Source organism: Rouxiella aceris, assembly GCF_012933545.1.
GTDB lineage: Bacteria > Pseudomonadota > Gammaproteobacteria > Enterobacterales > Enterobacteriaceae > Rouxiella > Rouxiella aceris.
Window position 1 is genome coordinate 412,093 of the sequence record NZ_JAADJU010000003.1, and the last position, 17,194, is coordinate 429,286.

Consider the following 17,194-nt stretch of genomic DNA (forward strand, 5'->3'; position numbering starts at 1 on the left):
CTTCAAAATCACTTTGTCATCAAACTCATACACCGACTAACTACGCAACTTTTCAACCAAGTACTCAGCATAGGCATTGAGCAATTTGATATCGCTGCGCCTCTCTATCGCTTTAGGGTGGTCCTGGCGAGTCTCTTCAATAGCGCGTTTCACCACCTTGTAAACATCAATCTCATGTTGCGACGGCAGAGAAGCGTCCGGCTCTGAATAATAGATATAATTATCGTTGGCAAGGACGTTGGTCTTGGCTTCAGGCTGTTTTTTCTCGATATCTTTACGGTACTGTTGTCGATCCTCTCGTAAATATTTCTCCACCAACACTGCGCCTTTCACTACGCCAGCACTGCCATTGCCGGATCCGCCATGAACAACGACCACTTTACCCGGTGCGTTTTGCTGTTCATTTTTAATTAAGGTAACCAGACGATCCACTTTCCCCAACATCAGCGTGTTATAAACCTGGACGGCTACCGGGAAGTCGAACCCTTCTTCAAAATAGTTGTCCTTATCGGCAATATATTTTATCCCAATGCCGTCTAATTTCCTGGCAAAGGTTGCTGCCTGAGTAGGAGCGGCGTTGGCTGTGCCTGGCGGACAAGGCGCATCCATCTTCTTATCCAATGAAATAATGGTTCTAATATCCTTATCCTTAAGTCCATCAACAAGTTGGTCGATACTCGCTCCCCAACGGTTGTGTGCCGGAGCCGTACCTTCTGGCACCGACAGCGGAATATTTGTCGGCCGCTGCATTGAGGCAATACCATTGCTGCCAACATGGTAGTTGATCCCTTTTATAGGGGGAAAACAACGAGGGCCGGCACTGCGTGCAGAGCGCGTTTGCGAAACGCCTGAGCAAGAGGGGGATAACAGACCATCTTCTGCCACATACTTATAGGCTTTATGAAAACCAGAAACTTCTTTTGCAGAATATTTCCGTCCACTATAAGGGTCGAAAACAGTCTGTGGTTGTTTTTCTGCACCGGAAGTACAGTAAACAAATAATTCGCCATTTTCTTTTTTCACCGCAGTGACTTTCATCATCGTACCAGGAGGAACGGCGACATGATCTTTGACAAAGCCGGCAGAAAGATTTTTCTTGCTAATGCTGCGGTCGAAAATATAGTTAACTTTGACCCCATTATTGTTATTCGGCGTCTTGATAAAAGGATCTTCGCTCCATTTTCGTAAATTATACAATTCGATCGAGGCAGACTGCACACCTTTGTCGGCAATATATTTCCCAGCGGCTTTCTCCAGCATGCTGGCGCCTTCCTCGGACACAAAAGCGGCGCGATAGGCTACGCCATGGTAATCATATAACTGGTTGAACTGCAGCATAAAATCAGCTACCTTCGCATTCTTTTGACCAAGATCGGCACTGCGGCGCAGTTCTTTATTTATTCTTCCTGAGCCAGCTTCATTATAGTCGACTATTTCCTGGAGATTTTCCGCATTCGATGCTTTTAAATATTCAGTATAGCGAGCCATTAATTGAGCATTATCCTTGCTACTGAGTGTTGTGGGCATATTCTTCAACTCAAGGGTAACTTTATTGACTTTTGGCATATCCATATGCTTCCACATATCCCTGTTGGCGATAGCAGAAAGATCGTTTTGTAGCTCATCTGGCAAAGGAACAAAATTGCCGCTTTTTAGCTGTATCACGGCATATAAAAAGCGTGCCGCCCGGCCATTAGCATCACCAAAAGGATGACAAGCCAATATCGCCCCTAATACACGCAGCGCATTATCCGCCGTCGCCCCTGCGTTCTCAAAATTCAGCAGGAAATTTCGCAGCATTTTCTGGCCAAGGTAACTTGCAGCATAAGAGTGGTCGTTATCTTTTAATATCATCCTGGGTTGTATGTCAGTACCCAAATCTTTGGCGATGGCGTTTAACCCCTCCATAGAATAAAGTTTTTTATCATCCATGCCGATATATTTAGTCAATAATTGGCTGATATCTTTATCTTTCTCAGGGGAGTGTAGCCACTCGTTTGAGCTGATACGTATCCATTTTGCCGCTTCGTCCGTTTGTTGTTTGAGGCCTAATGGTACCTGAGGGACCTCAAGCCGCGGAAACTGCGCATACTTCAGATTTTCCAGTTGCTGGTAGATATATCGTACTTTCTGCAGCTCCATTTTTAGAACTTCGCCGAAAATCTCGGGCGTCGTCGTTGGATTGTTTTTATAGAATGTATCTTTAAGCTTTTTAAATTCGCTGGTAGTTAGCATGGATTTAAACAGCTTGGTGGAAGCAGCAGGATCGTCGAGATTAGTGGTGTACAAATCGCTAATAGGCACCAACGGTGTTTCGTTCCAGCTTAAATCAGCTCTAATCGTCAACCCTTGTACTGACGCCGAGGGGATTTCCCCAACGGCATAACCAGGGAATTGGCCCATAAAGATCACTTCATGTTCTTTCATGGAGCTGGTTAACAGGCCTATCATATTGATTACCCGTTCCCGGCAGAGCTTGGTTTTTTCCCGCTCGAATTCGGCATTTTTCTCCACTTCCAGCTTATGCCTTAACTCGCGAAGTTGCTGGATTTTGACCTCCTGAGGCAACTTGTTATTCAGCATTATTTCTTTGCTCTGCTTGTTTAAATTATCTTCCAGGTTAGCTTCTACTTTCTCTGTAAGTGCTTTGATATCATCCTTGCGCAGTACGTTATTATCCAGCGCATAATCCCCATAGCGCTTTAGGATCTGCACCGGTGTCATAAACAGATCACTGTTTTCACCTTTGATATCAACGCTTACCAGGGTGTGAGTCATGACGTCCCCTTCCTGAAATTCTTTCGCACGGCTTTTCAAGGTGGAGAACGACAGCACGCTACCCTGCTGACCGATAGAGCCAACATGCAATATCACTCGCGCCAGATATTCATCAAAAGTTTCATTTGGATCTACCTTGGCCGGGTTGCGCATCACGCCTTGTTGCATAACATCTTTCGCCTGACCAAAATGACCACGATACAAGGTGGTGCCAACTTTGTAGTCATAACGATCGAGATCCTTCATTTTGCTGACGCTGGCTAACGAAGAACCGCTTTTACGTAAAAATTTTGGCAGATAGCGGGAGAGGCCACTATCAAAATCCATCTCCCGTGAAATCTTGTTATATTCGGAAAGATCGGTACCTATCAGCTTTTCCAGTGAGCCGGAGGGGAGGGTACATTCGGCTATTTCATTACGCTTACACCTAATATTTGGCAGTTTAAGTTCCCGTGCTTTCTCATCCGGCAAATTCATTTTGACTGGCTGCACTTTGGGATCAAAACTTTCATCGACTTTCTGGTAGCCGGCCATAAATTCAGCAAGGAAACTTTGCTCTTCAGCATTTACGTTGTGACGAAATTGCTCAATATTATTTTTAATTTCTTGTCGTAAATTTTTATGCCTGGCCTCAGGGGTTAAGCCGTCATTGGTACTCTTCAGCTTCGCCTGGGCCCCATCGGTTTCCATAATGGCGTTGATAACCCGCTGAGTTCTCTCGCTGGCGCTGGCCGTTTGCCAAAGGTGAGCATGTTGCATTACCTTGGGGGAAGTAACATCGCTCAGGGTTTTCGCCAATGACTTCAGTACACTAAGCTGCAAGCCGGCATTAACGCCACGCTTCAAGACTTTCCATGCTGCCGGTAAAATTTTGTCCATACCGATATCGCCGGCAATCGACAGTGCAATTTCATAGGGGACGCCGGCATAGGCCGCTTCACGTTTTTCTTCGTTGATTTCATTTGATGCCTTTACCAAGCCTTCAGTACCTGCCAATCCGGCCTGAGTTGCCACGTTAATCAGCCAAATAGCCGTTTTCGACAGGCCCGCCGCCGTGCCCACCCCGGCGGTTAGGACGCCAGCGCCAATAGAGATGGCCGTAGAAAATAGAAATTCCCGCGTTGTTTGCCACTGTTCATCCCTTAATTCTTGTTTACCATGGCTATAATTATCAATCGCCCGATTTAGCGTCGCCACATCCCACATCAGGTTTTCTTGCGCGGTTTGTTGAAGCGGCTGTGTCTTTTCTTTTCCAGGAGAAAGCGTTAAGCGCACCTCAATACCGTCAGTAGGATGTAATGGTGCATACAGCAACCGCTCTGTCTTTTGGAAATCTTCAGCACTATTGCCCAAACGTTCAATAAGGGGTTTGATAACCTGGTTATATTGCGGATGGCTTTTATAAACGTCTTTAAGTTCTGTTTTAAAGCGATCTTCTCCCGGCCCGCGATCAATGGTGTAGAGCGTACTCCAGGAAGGCATTTGCTTCTGGCTGAGTTGAGATCTCAGCATATTGCTATTGATCGTCTGCAGCTTTTGCTGCATATCGTTACCATTCCTGATGATGCAGTCGGCTTTTTGCCTGGCGTCCATATGTTCAAGCAATATCGACTCGAGCTCAGGCGAGGCATTTTCCAGAAGAAAATGTCCTTCATTCTGAACTGATAACATCGTCTTATCAGCGACGAGATACTGTCCGTTACGAAGAGAAAGTATGGCTACCTGTTCACTGTTTAGCTTAAGGCAAATAAGATCTTGTACCGGCAGGGTGCCTTCACGAGATTTGATACCAAGCGGGCTATGCGCTACGGCTTCGCCATTACGCAGCCTGGTAAGTGCCGCTATGGAGGAGCCAAAGCCGATATCAGATGGTGCGGCCTGCACTTTGTTATGCTGTATATCATCAAGTAGCCTATCAGCAGCTAAACTGCCCATGCGTACTTTTTGCTGTACATGCCCCTTTTGCATCTCTTTATTCTGCAGCAGGGCAAGCGCCTCTGCACTGTGGTCCTGATGTACAATATCCGCAGTAAGCTTCTCAATTTGCTGAGCGCTTAATTTGCCATCGGCGGGTAATCCCTTTAACTGTTCGGGGGTAAGTTTACTGGTATCCTGAACTTTTGCTGCTTGTACTTCGAGTTGTGGATGAGCTACAGGGGTGGTGATGCTCCATCCAAAACCTAATTTAGCCATCAGGTTCTCGCGCCAGGTACCGGTCACCAAATCCCCGAGGCTTACCGTTAACTCTATATGACTGGGTTTGATTATTGGCTCATTTTCGATGGTTGCCACTAAAGCACCTATCGCCGTACGCTTAAACCCTTCGGCGATTGCCAGCCGTAGCCAACTGTCTGTTTTTACATTGAGCGTAATATCGGTATCCTGTGGCAGATTAATCCCCGCCTGCTGCGCGCGCTGTGCAGTAATAGAACGCAACACCTCCTGGTAATCCAGTCTGTTATGCAAAACAGTTAGCAGTTGCGTATTGTAACTATCCTGAGATAACGATTTTTGTGCCTTGCTGGCTTCGCGCCAGGTTATAATATCCTGTTGCAGCTTTTCATTATTGGCCACACCCTGTGGCCACTTCCAGCCAAAGCCCAACGGGTTAATCAGAGCGGTCAGAATAGAATTCGCGTCGGCCGAAGGATATTGGCTGGCAAGGTTTTTGGCCACCTGAAATTTATCTAAATGCAACATGTCATTGATCGGCAGTCGTTTTCCCAACTCTTGCTGGACTTGGCTGACTACACGGTCACCTTCCGCTTGTAAAGGGCTTAAAACTTCACGCCATCCTTTGACATGTTGCGGTAACCTTTCAAAACTTAATTCCTGCCAGCTATTGATATCTTTACCCCGCGTACTGCCGAGACGATCTAAAAGACGGGTTAGCTGTGGTGAGCTGGTAACATTGGGTTTTAGCGCGGCAGAATTTTCATTCAGCCATTTCTTATATGCCATGCGTTCCAGTGCTACATCGCTCTCTTCCAGTAACGATTTTATTTCGCGGCTGTCATCTTCAATGCGCTGTTTTTGCTCATTAAAATTAAACGGGGCGGCAGTTGGCGTGTTTTCAGTGTGCAACTGCGCGGTCATTCGGTAAAGTCGAATCGCATCCTTGAGATCCTGACTCCAGTGTTCTGGAAAAACCAAAGGATGGTTACGCAGCGGTAGTAGCAACAATTGCCTTAAGTCGCAAGTTATTACCGAGTTTTGCCAGCCAATTTGCGGGTCATTACCCAATTCAGGGTTAAAGTGATGTCGTAATAATTGGATATACTGATCGACCGGAAATTTTACCGGCCAGTATTTAGGTAAGGCTGTCCGCTCTCCGCGTTTGAGGATAATCAGGTTACCATCGCGATCGATATCCGGCGAAGCAGTCGACTCTGCAGCGGCAGCTTTGGATTGCGGCCCCGGACCAGCCAATTTTATGCCGATATCTTTTAATGCCCCGGTTTTCTCTTTACCGCTAACTATTTTGCTTGAAGACGCGCTAAAAATCTCATCCATCATGGCCTTGGCGAATTTCGGTTCCTGCCAAAGCTGATCAATATCAATGTGGGCCAAGTTGGCATTATTATGCTGAAATAAATTAATAACTTTTTGCACATTGCTATCATGAGAGTTTTCCCAGGCGACAAGATAATCTCTCATATATGAAGGCACTAATACTTGCAATAGTTCTGCCGATGAAATATTGCCTTGGGCTAAAGCGCCAATTTTTTTGGTGACCTCTTCTTTGATATAGTTTTCTACCAACGAAGAGAGGGGAAAAGCATAAAAACCCATGTCGGCAAATGCCTGTGACAATGAACCCGTCTGGCTAAAACCGTTTAATGGGAATTCATCATTAAGCAAATATTGCATCAGGGTGGCAACAAATATCGGGTTATGCCAATGCTCTGCGGATTTTTGTGGATCGAGATTTAGCTCGGTAACTATTCTGTTGATACGCATAGCAATTTCCGGTTGCGCTCGCTGTGCATAAATTTCCTGATAATCATGCTCATAGCGTGCTATCACGGCATCTTTTTGGCTTTGTGCCTTTCGTGAATCTACTCCCGGAAAAACGTTATTGTCAGCGTATCGCGCCAGGCTATCATTAACTCGATCGGTAATTGACTCCCGAGCATGGGCTAAACCCGGGGTATTATTCCCTTCATTTACCGAGATAATATTTTGAGCAGTTTGCGGCGATATTCCCTTTTGACGCAGCACTTCACTCTCTATTTGTGGGTACAGCGTAGAAATACTGCCGGTAAGGTTACTTGCTGCCAGCCGAATTTCACCATTAAGAATTCTGGTTGTCAGCGTAGAAACAAAAAACTTATCCTGGCGGATTTGCTCATCGGTTGCCCCGGCGAGATTTTCATCCCGTTCTCTGACCAACTGTACAACAGCCATGACATCAGGTTCAGTACTATTGCAGGCTTGAGTATAGTCTTGGAAATACGACTCGAATAAATCAAGATTGACAATGGATCTTTCAGCCGGTGTCATTTTAGAGTCTTTACCGGCATTTTTTATTTCATCTTTTAAAAGCTGTTGCACAAATTGCTTATGCAACAGGGGTTTGACACTGGTTAATGGTGTAGTGAGCGTGTTGTTGGAGGCGGCTACCTTTTCTTCCTGCACTTTCTCCTCTGTGCGAACTTCCTGGCCTGGGAAGAAACCAATCGAGCCCTGTTGCGAAGGGGGTCTTGCTTCAACATTGTTCATCCCAGCAAAAAATGCTCCGGCAAGCGCACCAAATGAATGACCAGTCGCTGCGGCACCGGCAATTGCGCCTACTGCACTATTAACCATCCGGGTAGCGTAAGAGTTAGTCGCACCTTTTAGGTCGGCATAATTTTCAACATGGATCTCTTCAACATCGTCATTGGCATCCAGTCCATCTTTGATATTTTCAGAATAAAATTGGCGATAAAATGAGTCACCGAAGACAGATCTTTGTAGTTTTTTAGTTTCCTCCTCTGGCTTTGTTGGCGAAGATTTGTCGAATGGGTATAACTCTTTCACGGCGATCAGGCACCTGTAAATCATTACCGCCTTCTGTGTCAGCGTCATCTTTGAGAAAGCACGATTGTTATCAAGGGCCTTGAACTCGGGAGCGTGTAAATTGGCCATTGGGTTATATTCCCCATCAGCTTTCTGAAGCAGTTTCTGGCAGAGTAACGGAAAGTCTTTTAAAAAATCTTTTATATGTTGCAGCTGTTTCTTGATATCTTCACGAGTCGGTGATGACGCTGGCTGTTCATTCCATGCGGCCAGCAGTAGCCGAAGGAACTGTCCTCGATCTATTTTGCCATTAATGGGGGAAACATGCTTTGCAATCAACTGCTGCAAGTTATTGCTACTGACAGTATGCGGTATATGTTCATTATCAGGTTTCATCTTTAAAAGAGAACCCATAGCCACTATTTTGAGGACCTTATGATAGCAAGAGTGATCCCATTTCTCGTCCTCAAGCTGCTTTGCCAGGCCATAAGTACCATTTAACAACAACTCTTCATAGCGGTTCGGCGTGCGATATATTTGCTCGACGAGATTTTTTTTGAAGTCAGCAATATCTTCATCGATTACTAATATTTTTAACTGGGTGCTATTGGCATGGGAAACTTTATGCCCACGAGCATTGGCAATAACTTTTCTTATAAAATCGTCCTTAGTTGATGGCACTTTTAAAAGATTGTCATAATCCAATTCATTACCATATTTTTCATAAAACAGGTCATTTGCGACGTTGAGCACCAGGTTACGTGTGTCCCTGTCCCATTCAGCCTTAGGCAGTTTTTTGAGGATTTGTTTTGTCAGTTCGTAATCAATACCATTGATGTTGATTTTTGAGCGACGTGTTGTATCAGTGGTTTTTCCTGGCCCCAGTGAAGTGCCAAAAAGTTTTTTTGGATAGTCATATGTGGTCCGCTGGGCATTTTTTTCGTTATACTCCGCAAAATGCTGCAATATTCTTTGGCATATTACCGGGAATTCGGTTAATAATTTTTTTATATTACCTAGCAGATAGTCAATGTCAGATTGCGAAATCGAGGATTCTTCTTTTTTAAGGTATTTTGCCAGTATTATTTTAATAAAAGTTTCACGATTTATCTTCTTAGTAGTAGGCGAGACATTTTTTTCAATACGTTCGCTCAGGTGGATAATATCGTTAGCATCTGCCTCCTTATCTAAAGATTGCTCGTGATTCATCGTAACTACCAAGAGGAAAATTTTCTCATAGCATGACTTATCCCATTCCATATCCTCAACTTTTTGGGCTAATTGGTGAGTGCCGTTTGCTAAGAATTTTTCATAGTGATCAGCTCTCGGGTTAATGTGCTTAATTATTTCTTCTTTAAATTTAACAATATCTTCATCCGATACCAATGTTTTTAGTTGTGGGGTATCGATTCTGGAAACATTATGGCCAAGTCCATTGGCAATAATCTTTCTTATGAAATTTTCCTGGTCTGAAGGGGAGGCTAGAATCTCCTCTTTATCAAGTTTAAAGCAATAATCACGCTTTATGCGAAATAAATCTTCTGCTACATCCAGCACAAAATGCCGTGTATCTTGATCCCATGAAGGTTCGGGGATTTTCTCTAGGATCGCCATTATCAGTTCGTGATCATGATAATTGGTACCGTCTCCTGTACTACTTGATTCACCAGTAGCTTGCGCACCTTCCTGTGAATCAGAAGAAAACGTTTTAAAATTATAATTTGTTTTATTCTCATTGGCTCGAGGGATTGCCATAAACTCTTCTCCTGAAATAATCTTTTTCGTAAAAATTAAATGTTATCGAAATTTTGGTGTTATTTTTTTCTTCACGGCCGGCGCTCCTTGCCTGTCGAATTGCTTGAAAATCCTTGCAAGTTCGAAAATATCTATAAACGACAGCAGCTTATACAGCTAAAAGAAAGTGATAAAGAATCATATACATCCAAAATATATTTCAAGGATAATACTGCACTTTAAATATTTATTTTTTCGAAAAAATGAAAAAAATTACGGAAAGTATCTCTACAAGAGTAAATAACAGTAAAGCAACGCTGTCGCTGTTTTACATATATTTATATTAATTTAAGTCATTAGGCGAACTGGTGCGGGCAGGAGGAGGGTTGGCGTAACAAAACGCGGCCACCCGAAGGGTGACCGCGCATAAAGGAGGTTATTGCAGCAAATCGTTATTTGATCTGTACAATGTCCAGACGTTCGATAGGCTGATGATCTTCTGCCTGCCAGCCCACCGGTTGTAGTGGGATATCCTCACGATCAAAGGCCAAATCGCCACCGTCAATCACTTCGCTGCCATGGGTGATGGCTTTAAAATCGAATAACGCGGTGTCGTTCAGATGCGACGGCACGATGTTTTGCATAGCGCTAAACATGGTCTCAATGCGCCCTGGGTAACGCTTATCCCAGTCTTTTAGCATATCGCCGATCACCTGCCTTTGCAGGTTAGGCTGTGAGCCACACAGATTGCACGGAATGATTGGGTATTCGCGGGCAACAGCGAAACGCTCAATGTCTTTTTCACGGCAGTAGGCCAGGGGGCGGATAACAATATGTTTGCCGTCATCACTCATTAGCTTGGGGGGCATCCCTTTTAATTTGCCGCCATAAAACATATTTAAAAACAGCGTCTGCAGAATATCGTCCCGGTGATGGCCAAGGGCAATTTTGGTACAACCCAGCTCGCTGGCGGTGCGGTACAAAATCCCGCGACGCAGGCGAGAGCAGAGCGAGCAGGTGGTTTTGCCTTCGGGAATTTTATCTTTGACGATACCGTAGGTGTTCTCTTCAACAATCTTGTATTCGACACCCTGCTGTTGCAGATATTCCGGCAGAATATGCGCCGGGAACCCCGGTTGTTTTTGGTCAAGGTTAACGGCAATCAGCGAAAAGTTGATTGGGGCGCTTTGTTGCAAATTACGCAAAATTTCCAACATGGTGAAGCTGTCTTTGCCGCCTGACAGGCAGACCATAATGCGGTCGCCTTCTTCAATCATGCCAAAATCTGCAATGGCTTTGCCGACGTCGCGGCGCAGACGCTTTTGCAGTTTATTGAGGTTGTATTGCTCTTTTTTATTAACCGATTGAATATCTTGCATTTTATTTAGTGTTCAATTTGCCTGGAGGCATAATGGGCAAAGCCCATCATGCGAGTTTGTTGTTTGGCATGCTGATGCGATCGCCTTGGCTCTCTGGCATCTATGGCGAAGAGATCGAATAGGCCATCCGAAGCATTCAATGCTCGGTCTGACTGGCGATAAATAACGGCTTCGCTCTCACAGCCAGCATCCAACATGCACACGTGTGGCCCGTATAATACGGAGTACGCCGCCGAATGTCAGCGCGTTTTATTACGCTATGCCACCTGACGCTGGAGATAAGGCTGAGAAAGGCGGTTTTGGGCAGCCGTTAACTGCGACTATGGGCAAAGGTGTGTTCACAGAGAAAATCGATAAACACGCGTAGTCTCGGCGTCATATAGCCACCGGAAGGCCAGAGAATATTAAACGCGGCGTTGTGCGAGACATAATCTGGCAGGATTTTTTGCAGCTTTCCCGACGTCAGCCCATCGCGTACGGCAAACTCCGGCAGACAGCTGATACCGCAGCCTTGCTGAGTGAAATAGACCTGGGCTTCCAGATTATTACAGACCATCGACAATGGAAGATGAGCTGGCAGCGCACCAGTAAGTGGCCAGGGTTCAATTTTGCCGCTGCGGCTGAAGCGGTAGTGCAGACAGAGGTGATGAGCCAGTTCGGCCGGGTTTTGTGGCGTACCACGCTCGGCCAAATATTGCGGCGAGGCGACGACATATTTGGTGTAATCGCCCAGCTTGCGTAAACTAAGCCGCGAATCGGTCATCTCCCCGGTGCGGATCACCGCATCAAAGCCTTCTTCGATAACATCAACCATTTTGTCGGTAAAGTTGAGTTCCAGCTCGACCTGCGGATAGTGGCGCATAAATTCGCTTAATACCGGTTGCATCAGCGAACCGACCATCGGCAGGCTAATACGCAATCGCCCCTGTGGAAACTGCGCAGCAAGGCTGATCTCCTGCTCGGCAGCTTCAAACTCGGCGAGTATCCTGCGGCTGCGTTCAAGAAATAGCGAGCCTTCGGCGGTCAGAGTCAAACTGCGAGTACTGCGATGAAACAGCCGCACATTCAGTCTGCTTTCCAGCCGCGAAATGCTTTTGCCAATCGCTGATGCAGAGACGCCCAGTACACCACCCGCCGCCACAAAACTACCCGTTTCCGCTACTCGCACAAAGACATTGAGGCCACTGAGACTATCCATAAATATTCTCCAATTGCGGACATAAAAGTCCGTAGATAAGAGAAATTTACCCCACTTTTTCCGCAACCCCTAGCGATCTATCCTCTGGTCCTCTCTTATGGTTAGCGGAATAAAAATATGTCGAGTGATGCAATAGAAAATAGTAAAGCCGAAACAGAGCCGCTTTCGGCAACTTCCTTTGCTGCCGTGGATGCGGTTATCAGTCAGGCGCTGAGCGAGAAACGTCTGGTCGGTGCCGTGGTAATGATTTGCTGGCAGGGAAAAATAAGTTACCAAAGGGCCGCTGGCTGGGCAGACCGAGAGTCCGCACGGCCTATGATGCAAGATACCTTGTTTCGCCTGGCTTCGGTTTCCAAACCGATCGTCTCTGCCGCAGCTATGGTGTTGATTCAGCAAGGACGTTTACAGTTGGATCAGCCGATTAACTCGCTGCTGGCAGATTTTTGTCCCCGCTTGCCTAATGGCGATGCAGCAACCATTACCCTGCGTCAATTACTGAGTCATACTGCTGGGTTGAGCTATCGATTTTTGGAAACCGACCCACAGGGACCTTACGCCCGTGCCGGGGTTTCTGATGGCATGGATAACGCCGGGCACTCGCTGACGGAAAACCTGCGTCGCCTGGCTAGCGTGCCGCTGTTATACACCCCCGGCACTGCGTGGGGATATTCTCTGGCAGTCGATGTATTGGGCGCAGTGATCGAACAGGTTTGTGGGCAACCTTTGGGCAAGGCGGTGAAAATGCTGATCACCGATCCCCTGGCGATGCATGATACTGATTTTTACACCGACCAGCCGCAGCGACTGGCGACACCCTATGTCAGCGACACACCGCAACCGCATATTTTGGCAGAAAATGAATATGTTTCTCCGTTCGAGGGCGCGGTGGGCATCTGTTATTCGCCACAGCGGGCATATAATGCTGCGGCATTTCCCTCGGCAGGGGCCGGGATGGTGGGCAGTGCGCCCGATTTGTTGCATTTTTTAGAAACCTTGCGGCAAGGCGGCGGTGTGCTGATTTCACCGGAGTTGATTGGCGAAATGGCACGAGATCAAACTTCTGGTGCGCTACTTCCTGATGCACCGGGCTACGGTTTTGGCTTGGGATTTTCAGTATTACGCGATCCCATTGCCGCTGCGTCTCCGGAATCAGCGGGAACCTGGCGCTGGGGCGGCGCTTATGGCCATTCCTGGTTTGTCGATCCGCAACGACAGCTCAGCGTGGTGGCCTTGACCAATACCCTCTATGAGGGGATGTCAGGAGCATTTGTCACCGAATTGCGTGATGCGGTTTATGCCGGCATTGCCCCGGGGTCAGCGTTATGAACGACCAGAATAAACTCCCGGTAGCCGGTTTACTGGCGCTGGCGATGACCGGATTTATCGCCATTATGACCGAAACCCTGCCTGCAGGTCTGTTGTCACAGATTGGCGAGGATCTGGGCGTATCGTCCGCAATGGCCGGGCAATGGGTCACGGCTTACGCCATGGGATCGTTGCTGGCAGCGATTCCTCTGACCCTTGCCACCCGGGGATGGGCAAGGCGCAAGGCGCTGTTGACTGCGGTGATCGGTTTTTTACTGTTTAATACCCTGAGTGCGTTCTGCAAAGATTATCCCCTGACGCTAGTGGCACGCTTTTTTGCCGGTGCATCGGCGGGACTGGCCTGGGGACTGATTGCCGGTTACGCTCGTCGCATGGTGGTACCGGCTTTACAGGGGCGTGCCATGACGCTGGCCATGATTGGCACACCCATTGCGCTCTCGCTGGGTGTGCCTGTGGGCACCTGGTTTGGCATGCTGGTTGGTTGGCGTAGTGTGTTCGCCATTATTTCGTTGTTGACGTTACTGTTAATTGTATGGATTTTACTAAAAGTACCCAATTTTCCGGGTGAAGCGCGCCAGAAATCGCTCTCCCTTTCGCGGGTATGGCAGCTACCGGGGATAAGGGCCATATTGTGGGTGATTTTTGCCTGGATCACGGCCCATAACATCCTCTTTACCTACATTGTGCCGTTTCTGGCAATCTATGGGCTCACGGATCAGGCCGACAGAATTTTACTAATATTTGGCATTAGCGCCTTGTTGGGAATTGCGCTAACCGGATGGCTGGTTGACCGCTGGTTGCGAACCACAGTATTGGCGAGCTTGCTGTTATTTGCCCTGGTTACTCTGGCCCTCGGTTTATTTACCGCCTCGGCTGTCGTGCTTTATTGTGCAATGTGTATTTGGGGACTGACCTTTGGCGGCGCTGCGACATTATTGCAAACCGCTTCGGCAGACGCCGCCGGAGAGAGTACTGATGTGGCGCAATCAATGGTGGTGGTGGCATGGAATCTGGCTATTGCTGCCGGGGGAATAACCGGCGGCCTGCTACTCGAGCAACAGGGCGCAATATCCTTCCCGTGGGCCATGCTGTTGTTGCTGTTTAGTGGCCTGTTAGTGGTGTTTATGGCGAGGGAAACAGGGTTTAAACCCGGGCCTCGCCATGCCGAGTCGGTGAGTTAACCGCCCTGGTGCACAACACTTGCTACCAGGCTAACACTAGGTTTTCGCTGGCTCCGGATCTATGCCAATCATAGTGCCATTGTTACGCGTGGTGCCGGTTATTTTGCCGGCGAGATCCATGATCAGCAGTGCTTGTGTATCGGGGTTTCTCATTAGTAACGCGCGTCTGGCCTCGGCATTTTCGATAAATTTTATGCCGGCATGCACCAGTGTGTCGGCCTGCATGCCTTTAACAAAGTTGTTCTCCAGCATATGCCCGTCCTGACCGATAAAATAGAACAGGCTGGTATTACCATGGGATATGCGTAACTGTTCATTTCTTTTATCTAATATCGGATGCTGATAGACGCCCTCTGGGGCAGGGATGGGGGAACTTCGTAGATAATAATAGTCGGGTACCACTTCGCCGTTTACTTTTAGGCTGGCATGGACCGTTTCATGCAACAGCGTATGTAATTGGCTTTCCGCATCTTTGGTGAAAAACAGATCGGGGAAGGCGATGATATTTTTTTGCGGGTTATAATAGGCACCGACATTGCTTCTTTTTTTATCGTAGATCGAAACGGTTTTGACGCTCATATCGGTTTTAATTAACCACTCTGTTGTTTCTTGCATGGCAGTGATATTTTTTCTGATATTGGCGATATCCGTCTCTGTCAATTGGCTGGCGTCATCGTATCCCAGATAGGCGGCTGCTATTTTGCGGCCCTTGAGTGTGTCCAGGGCTTCGCTGGCCTTAATCAGCGCTTCCTTCATTTGTAACATCGCCTGTTCAATGGCGGCACCATTGCCAGGATTATTGGCTTTTATGGCGGCCAGGCCGCGTTCGTGCACTACGGTGTTGTCAAGCAGACGATGGATCCAGGTTTTGTTGCTGACTTTGGCCGCCGGGCGTCCGTTGGAGGGACCGGGTTGCGGTTCATTGGCATCCTGAACGCCAGACGGTTTGCTTTTGCCTCCCGCCAGATTGGCTTTGACACCGATGGCACCAAATAAGGTATTGACCCCGCCGTTGACGATTTCGTCCAGCCCATTGCTGCGCTGGGATGGGGAATCATCATTGATTGCCTGGTCGCTGCCGAGGCCGATTTGCGTAATGCCAATGCCCAATAGCGCCATGCTTCCAGGTCCGGGGAAAATCAGCGTACTCAAGCCAGCCAAATCCGCCGCAGGCCTGAGATTCATTAACAGTTGTTGTTTAAATACTTCACCATTGGTGGTGGTCAGGGTGTTGGCATCGCTTAGCGTGCGCGCTTTGACTTGCCGGGTAAGCCAGGAAAACACATCATCTTTAATTGGCTGAGGTTCATAGTTAATATATTTACTGCCCCATTTGCCTTGTCCCAGGGCGAGAAGGGCTTTATCGACACCGGTATAGGACATGCCATCCTGTCGCTGATAGAATGAAAAATGGTTGGCCAGTTGTTGACGCTTGCGTTCATTTTTAGCTTGTTCTTTTACCCAGTTTTTAAGTTGACGCATAGTGTCAAATTCAAAAAAAGACTGGTCGCAATCCGGTTTATATAACACAACCTTGCCGTCGTTTCCGTGAACCAAAAACATATCTGAGGCGATATAGCCATAAATGTCAAAGGTGGTTATCGAGGTATTTGTTCGCTGACTGAACTCGTTTTTTAGATCCGTTAGCGATATTTTATCAGCATTCAGTGTCGTTCCGCCAATGGCATCAAGCAACAGTTTCAAGCCTTGAGCAGATAACGTGCCACTGTTATGCTCGTGTTTGGCCATGGCGATAAACAGTCCTTTATTTACCGTGCGAAATGACTCCGGCGACTTATTCCAGAACTGTTTTAATTTCGCCAGATATTTGGCGCTAAAATTACTGTTAACCACAATATCCATAAAGCTTCTGGGCAATAGTTTGACCTCATTACGAGTATCAAACCCTCTGGAGGCATAGCCCTGCGTATAAATACCGGAGTTCACGCTAAGAGTATCGGCATTGAGACGATCTTCTGCGCCGAAATTACTTAACAAACGTTCTGTCAAGGTTTGCGACTCCGTGGCACCGCCGCTGTGCGCCCAGCCGGTAAAAGTTTGCGAGGAACTTTCTGCATGATCAAAACGATTAAAGTAAGTATGGTCAGGATTAACATCCAGGCCATATTTCTCTTTAATCGTGTCCCTCAAATATTTGCTGGCTGTTTCAATAATATGCGGGTAATTTTTTTTCAGTTTTTCGACATGCTGCATATAGATTTTTCTGTCGGTAAGTAATTGCTCTTTATCACCACTAATTAGCGATTCTGAGGGAGGCGCGTGATTTTTTGCTGATATGTTATCGGTTTTTTGAGGTGCAATAAAACTGTCCCCGCCATCAATAGCGGTGCTATTGCCAAGAGTTAGTGGTTGCAATGCTGCGTTAATATTCATATTTCTTCCTTAATGAGGTTAATAGGGAGTGATGGTTGCTGTTGGTGCAATATCCCCTGGTTTCAATAAGAAATCGCGGCATGGTAATAAATATTGACAAGATCCTCCACTTGTTATGCCGATATTATTTAATCTATAAAGCGAAGGAAGGGCTGCATAATATTGGGTAGTTAAACAACATAAAGGGTTCCAGAACAATATTG

The 17,194-nt window shown here is 46.9% G+C and carries 6 protein-coding genes; 2 read left to right on the top strand and 4 right to left on the bottom strand.

The window, feature by feature from the left end; translation table 11 throughout:
• Positions 1-36 precede the first annotated feature (36 nt).
• The 3 genes from GW590_RS07850 to GW590_RS07860 all read right to left on the bottom strand — a co-directional run bounded on the left by GW590_RS07850 (position 37) and on the right by GW590_RS07860 (position 12,090).
• The gene (locus GW590_RS07850) at positions 37-9,534 is read right to left on the bottom strand and encodes a hypothetical protein (RefSeq protein WP_169402456.1); all 9,498 of its coding nucleotides are present in this window, start codon (positions 9,532-9,534) and stop codon (positions 37-39) included.
• Between the two features lie 431 nt (positions 9,535-9,965).
• Positions 9,966-10,892 (bottom strand): tRNA 2-thiocytidine(32) synthetase TtcA, encoded by a 927-nt coding sequence (gene ttcA, locus GW590_RS07855; RefSeq protein WP_169402457.1) that lies wholly within the window; start codon positions 10,890-10,892, stop codon positions 9,966-9,968.
• Between the two features lie 310 nt (positions 10,893-11,202).
• A complete protein-coding gene (locus GW590_RS07860) occupies positions 11,203-12,090 on the bottom strand; it encodes a LysR family transcriptional regulator (protein WP_169402458.1) in 888 nt (295 codons plus the stop codon).
• Between the two features lie 117 nt (positions 12,091-12,207).
• Between GW590_RS07860 and GW590_RS07865 the strand changes: the two genes are divergently transcribed.
• Together GW590_RS07865 and GW590_RS07870 are read left to right on the top strand one after the other, a co-directional pair.
• Positions 12,208-13,416, top strand: coding sequence for a serine hydrolase domain-containing protein (locus GW590_RS07865; protein WP_169402459.1), 1,209 nt, complete (start codon positions 12,208-12,210; stop codon positions 13,414-13,416).
• Positions 13,413-14,597: an MFS transporter gene (locus tag GW590_RS07870; RefSeq protein WP_169402460.1), complete on the top strand. Its 1,185-nt coding sequence runs from the start codon at positions 13,413-13,415 to the stop codon at positions 14,595-14,597. The genes GW590_RS07865 and GW590_RS07870 overlap by 4 nt, the downstream gene beginning before the upstream one ends.
• 36 nt (positions 14,598-14,633) lie before the next feature.
• On the opposite strand, the gene GW590_RS07875 is transcribed toward GW590_RS07870, so the two are convergent.
• On the bottom strand, positions 14,634-16,991 hold the full coding sequence (locus GW590_RS07875; protein WP_169402461.1) for a dermonecrotic toxin domain-containing protein: 2,358 nt from the start codon (positions 16,989-16,991) through the stop codon (positions 14,634-14,636).
• Between the last annotated feature and the right edge of the window lie 203 nt (positions 16,992-17,194).

What these genes read in the sequence shown, in the direction of transcription:
- GW590_RS07850 (WP_169402456.1), bottom strand. Translation starts at nt 9,534, where the DNA reads ATGGCAATCCCTCGAGCCAATGAGAATAAAACAAATTATAATTTTAAA.
- ttcA (WP_169402457.1), bottom strand. Translation starts at nt 10,892, where the DNA reads ATGCAAGATATTCAATCGGTTAATAAAAAAGAGCAATACAACCTCAAT.
- GW590_RS07860 (WP_169402458.1), bottom strand. Translation starts at nt 12,090, where the DNA reads ATGGATAGTCTCAGTGGCCTCAATGTCTTTGTGCGAGTAGCGGAAACG.
- GW590_RS07865 (WP_169402459.1), top strand. Translation starts at nt 12,208, where the DNA reads ATGTCGAGTGATGCAATAGAAAATAGTAAAGCCGAAACAGAGCCGCTT.
- GW590_RS07870 (WP_169402460.1), top strand. Translation starts at nt 13,413, where the DNA reads ATGAACGACCAGAATAAACTCCCGGTAGCCGGTTTACTGGCGCTGGCG.
- GW590_RS07875 (WP_169402461.1), bottom strand. Translation starts at nt 16,991, where the DNA reads ATGAATATTAACGCAGCATTGCAACCACTAACTCTTGGCAATAGCACC.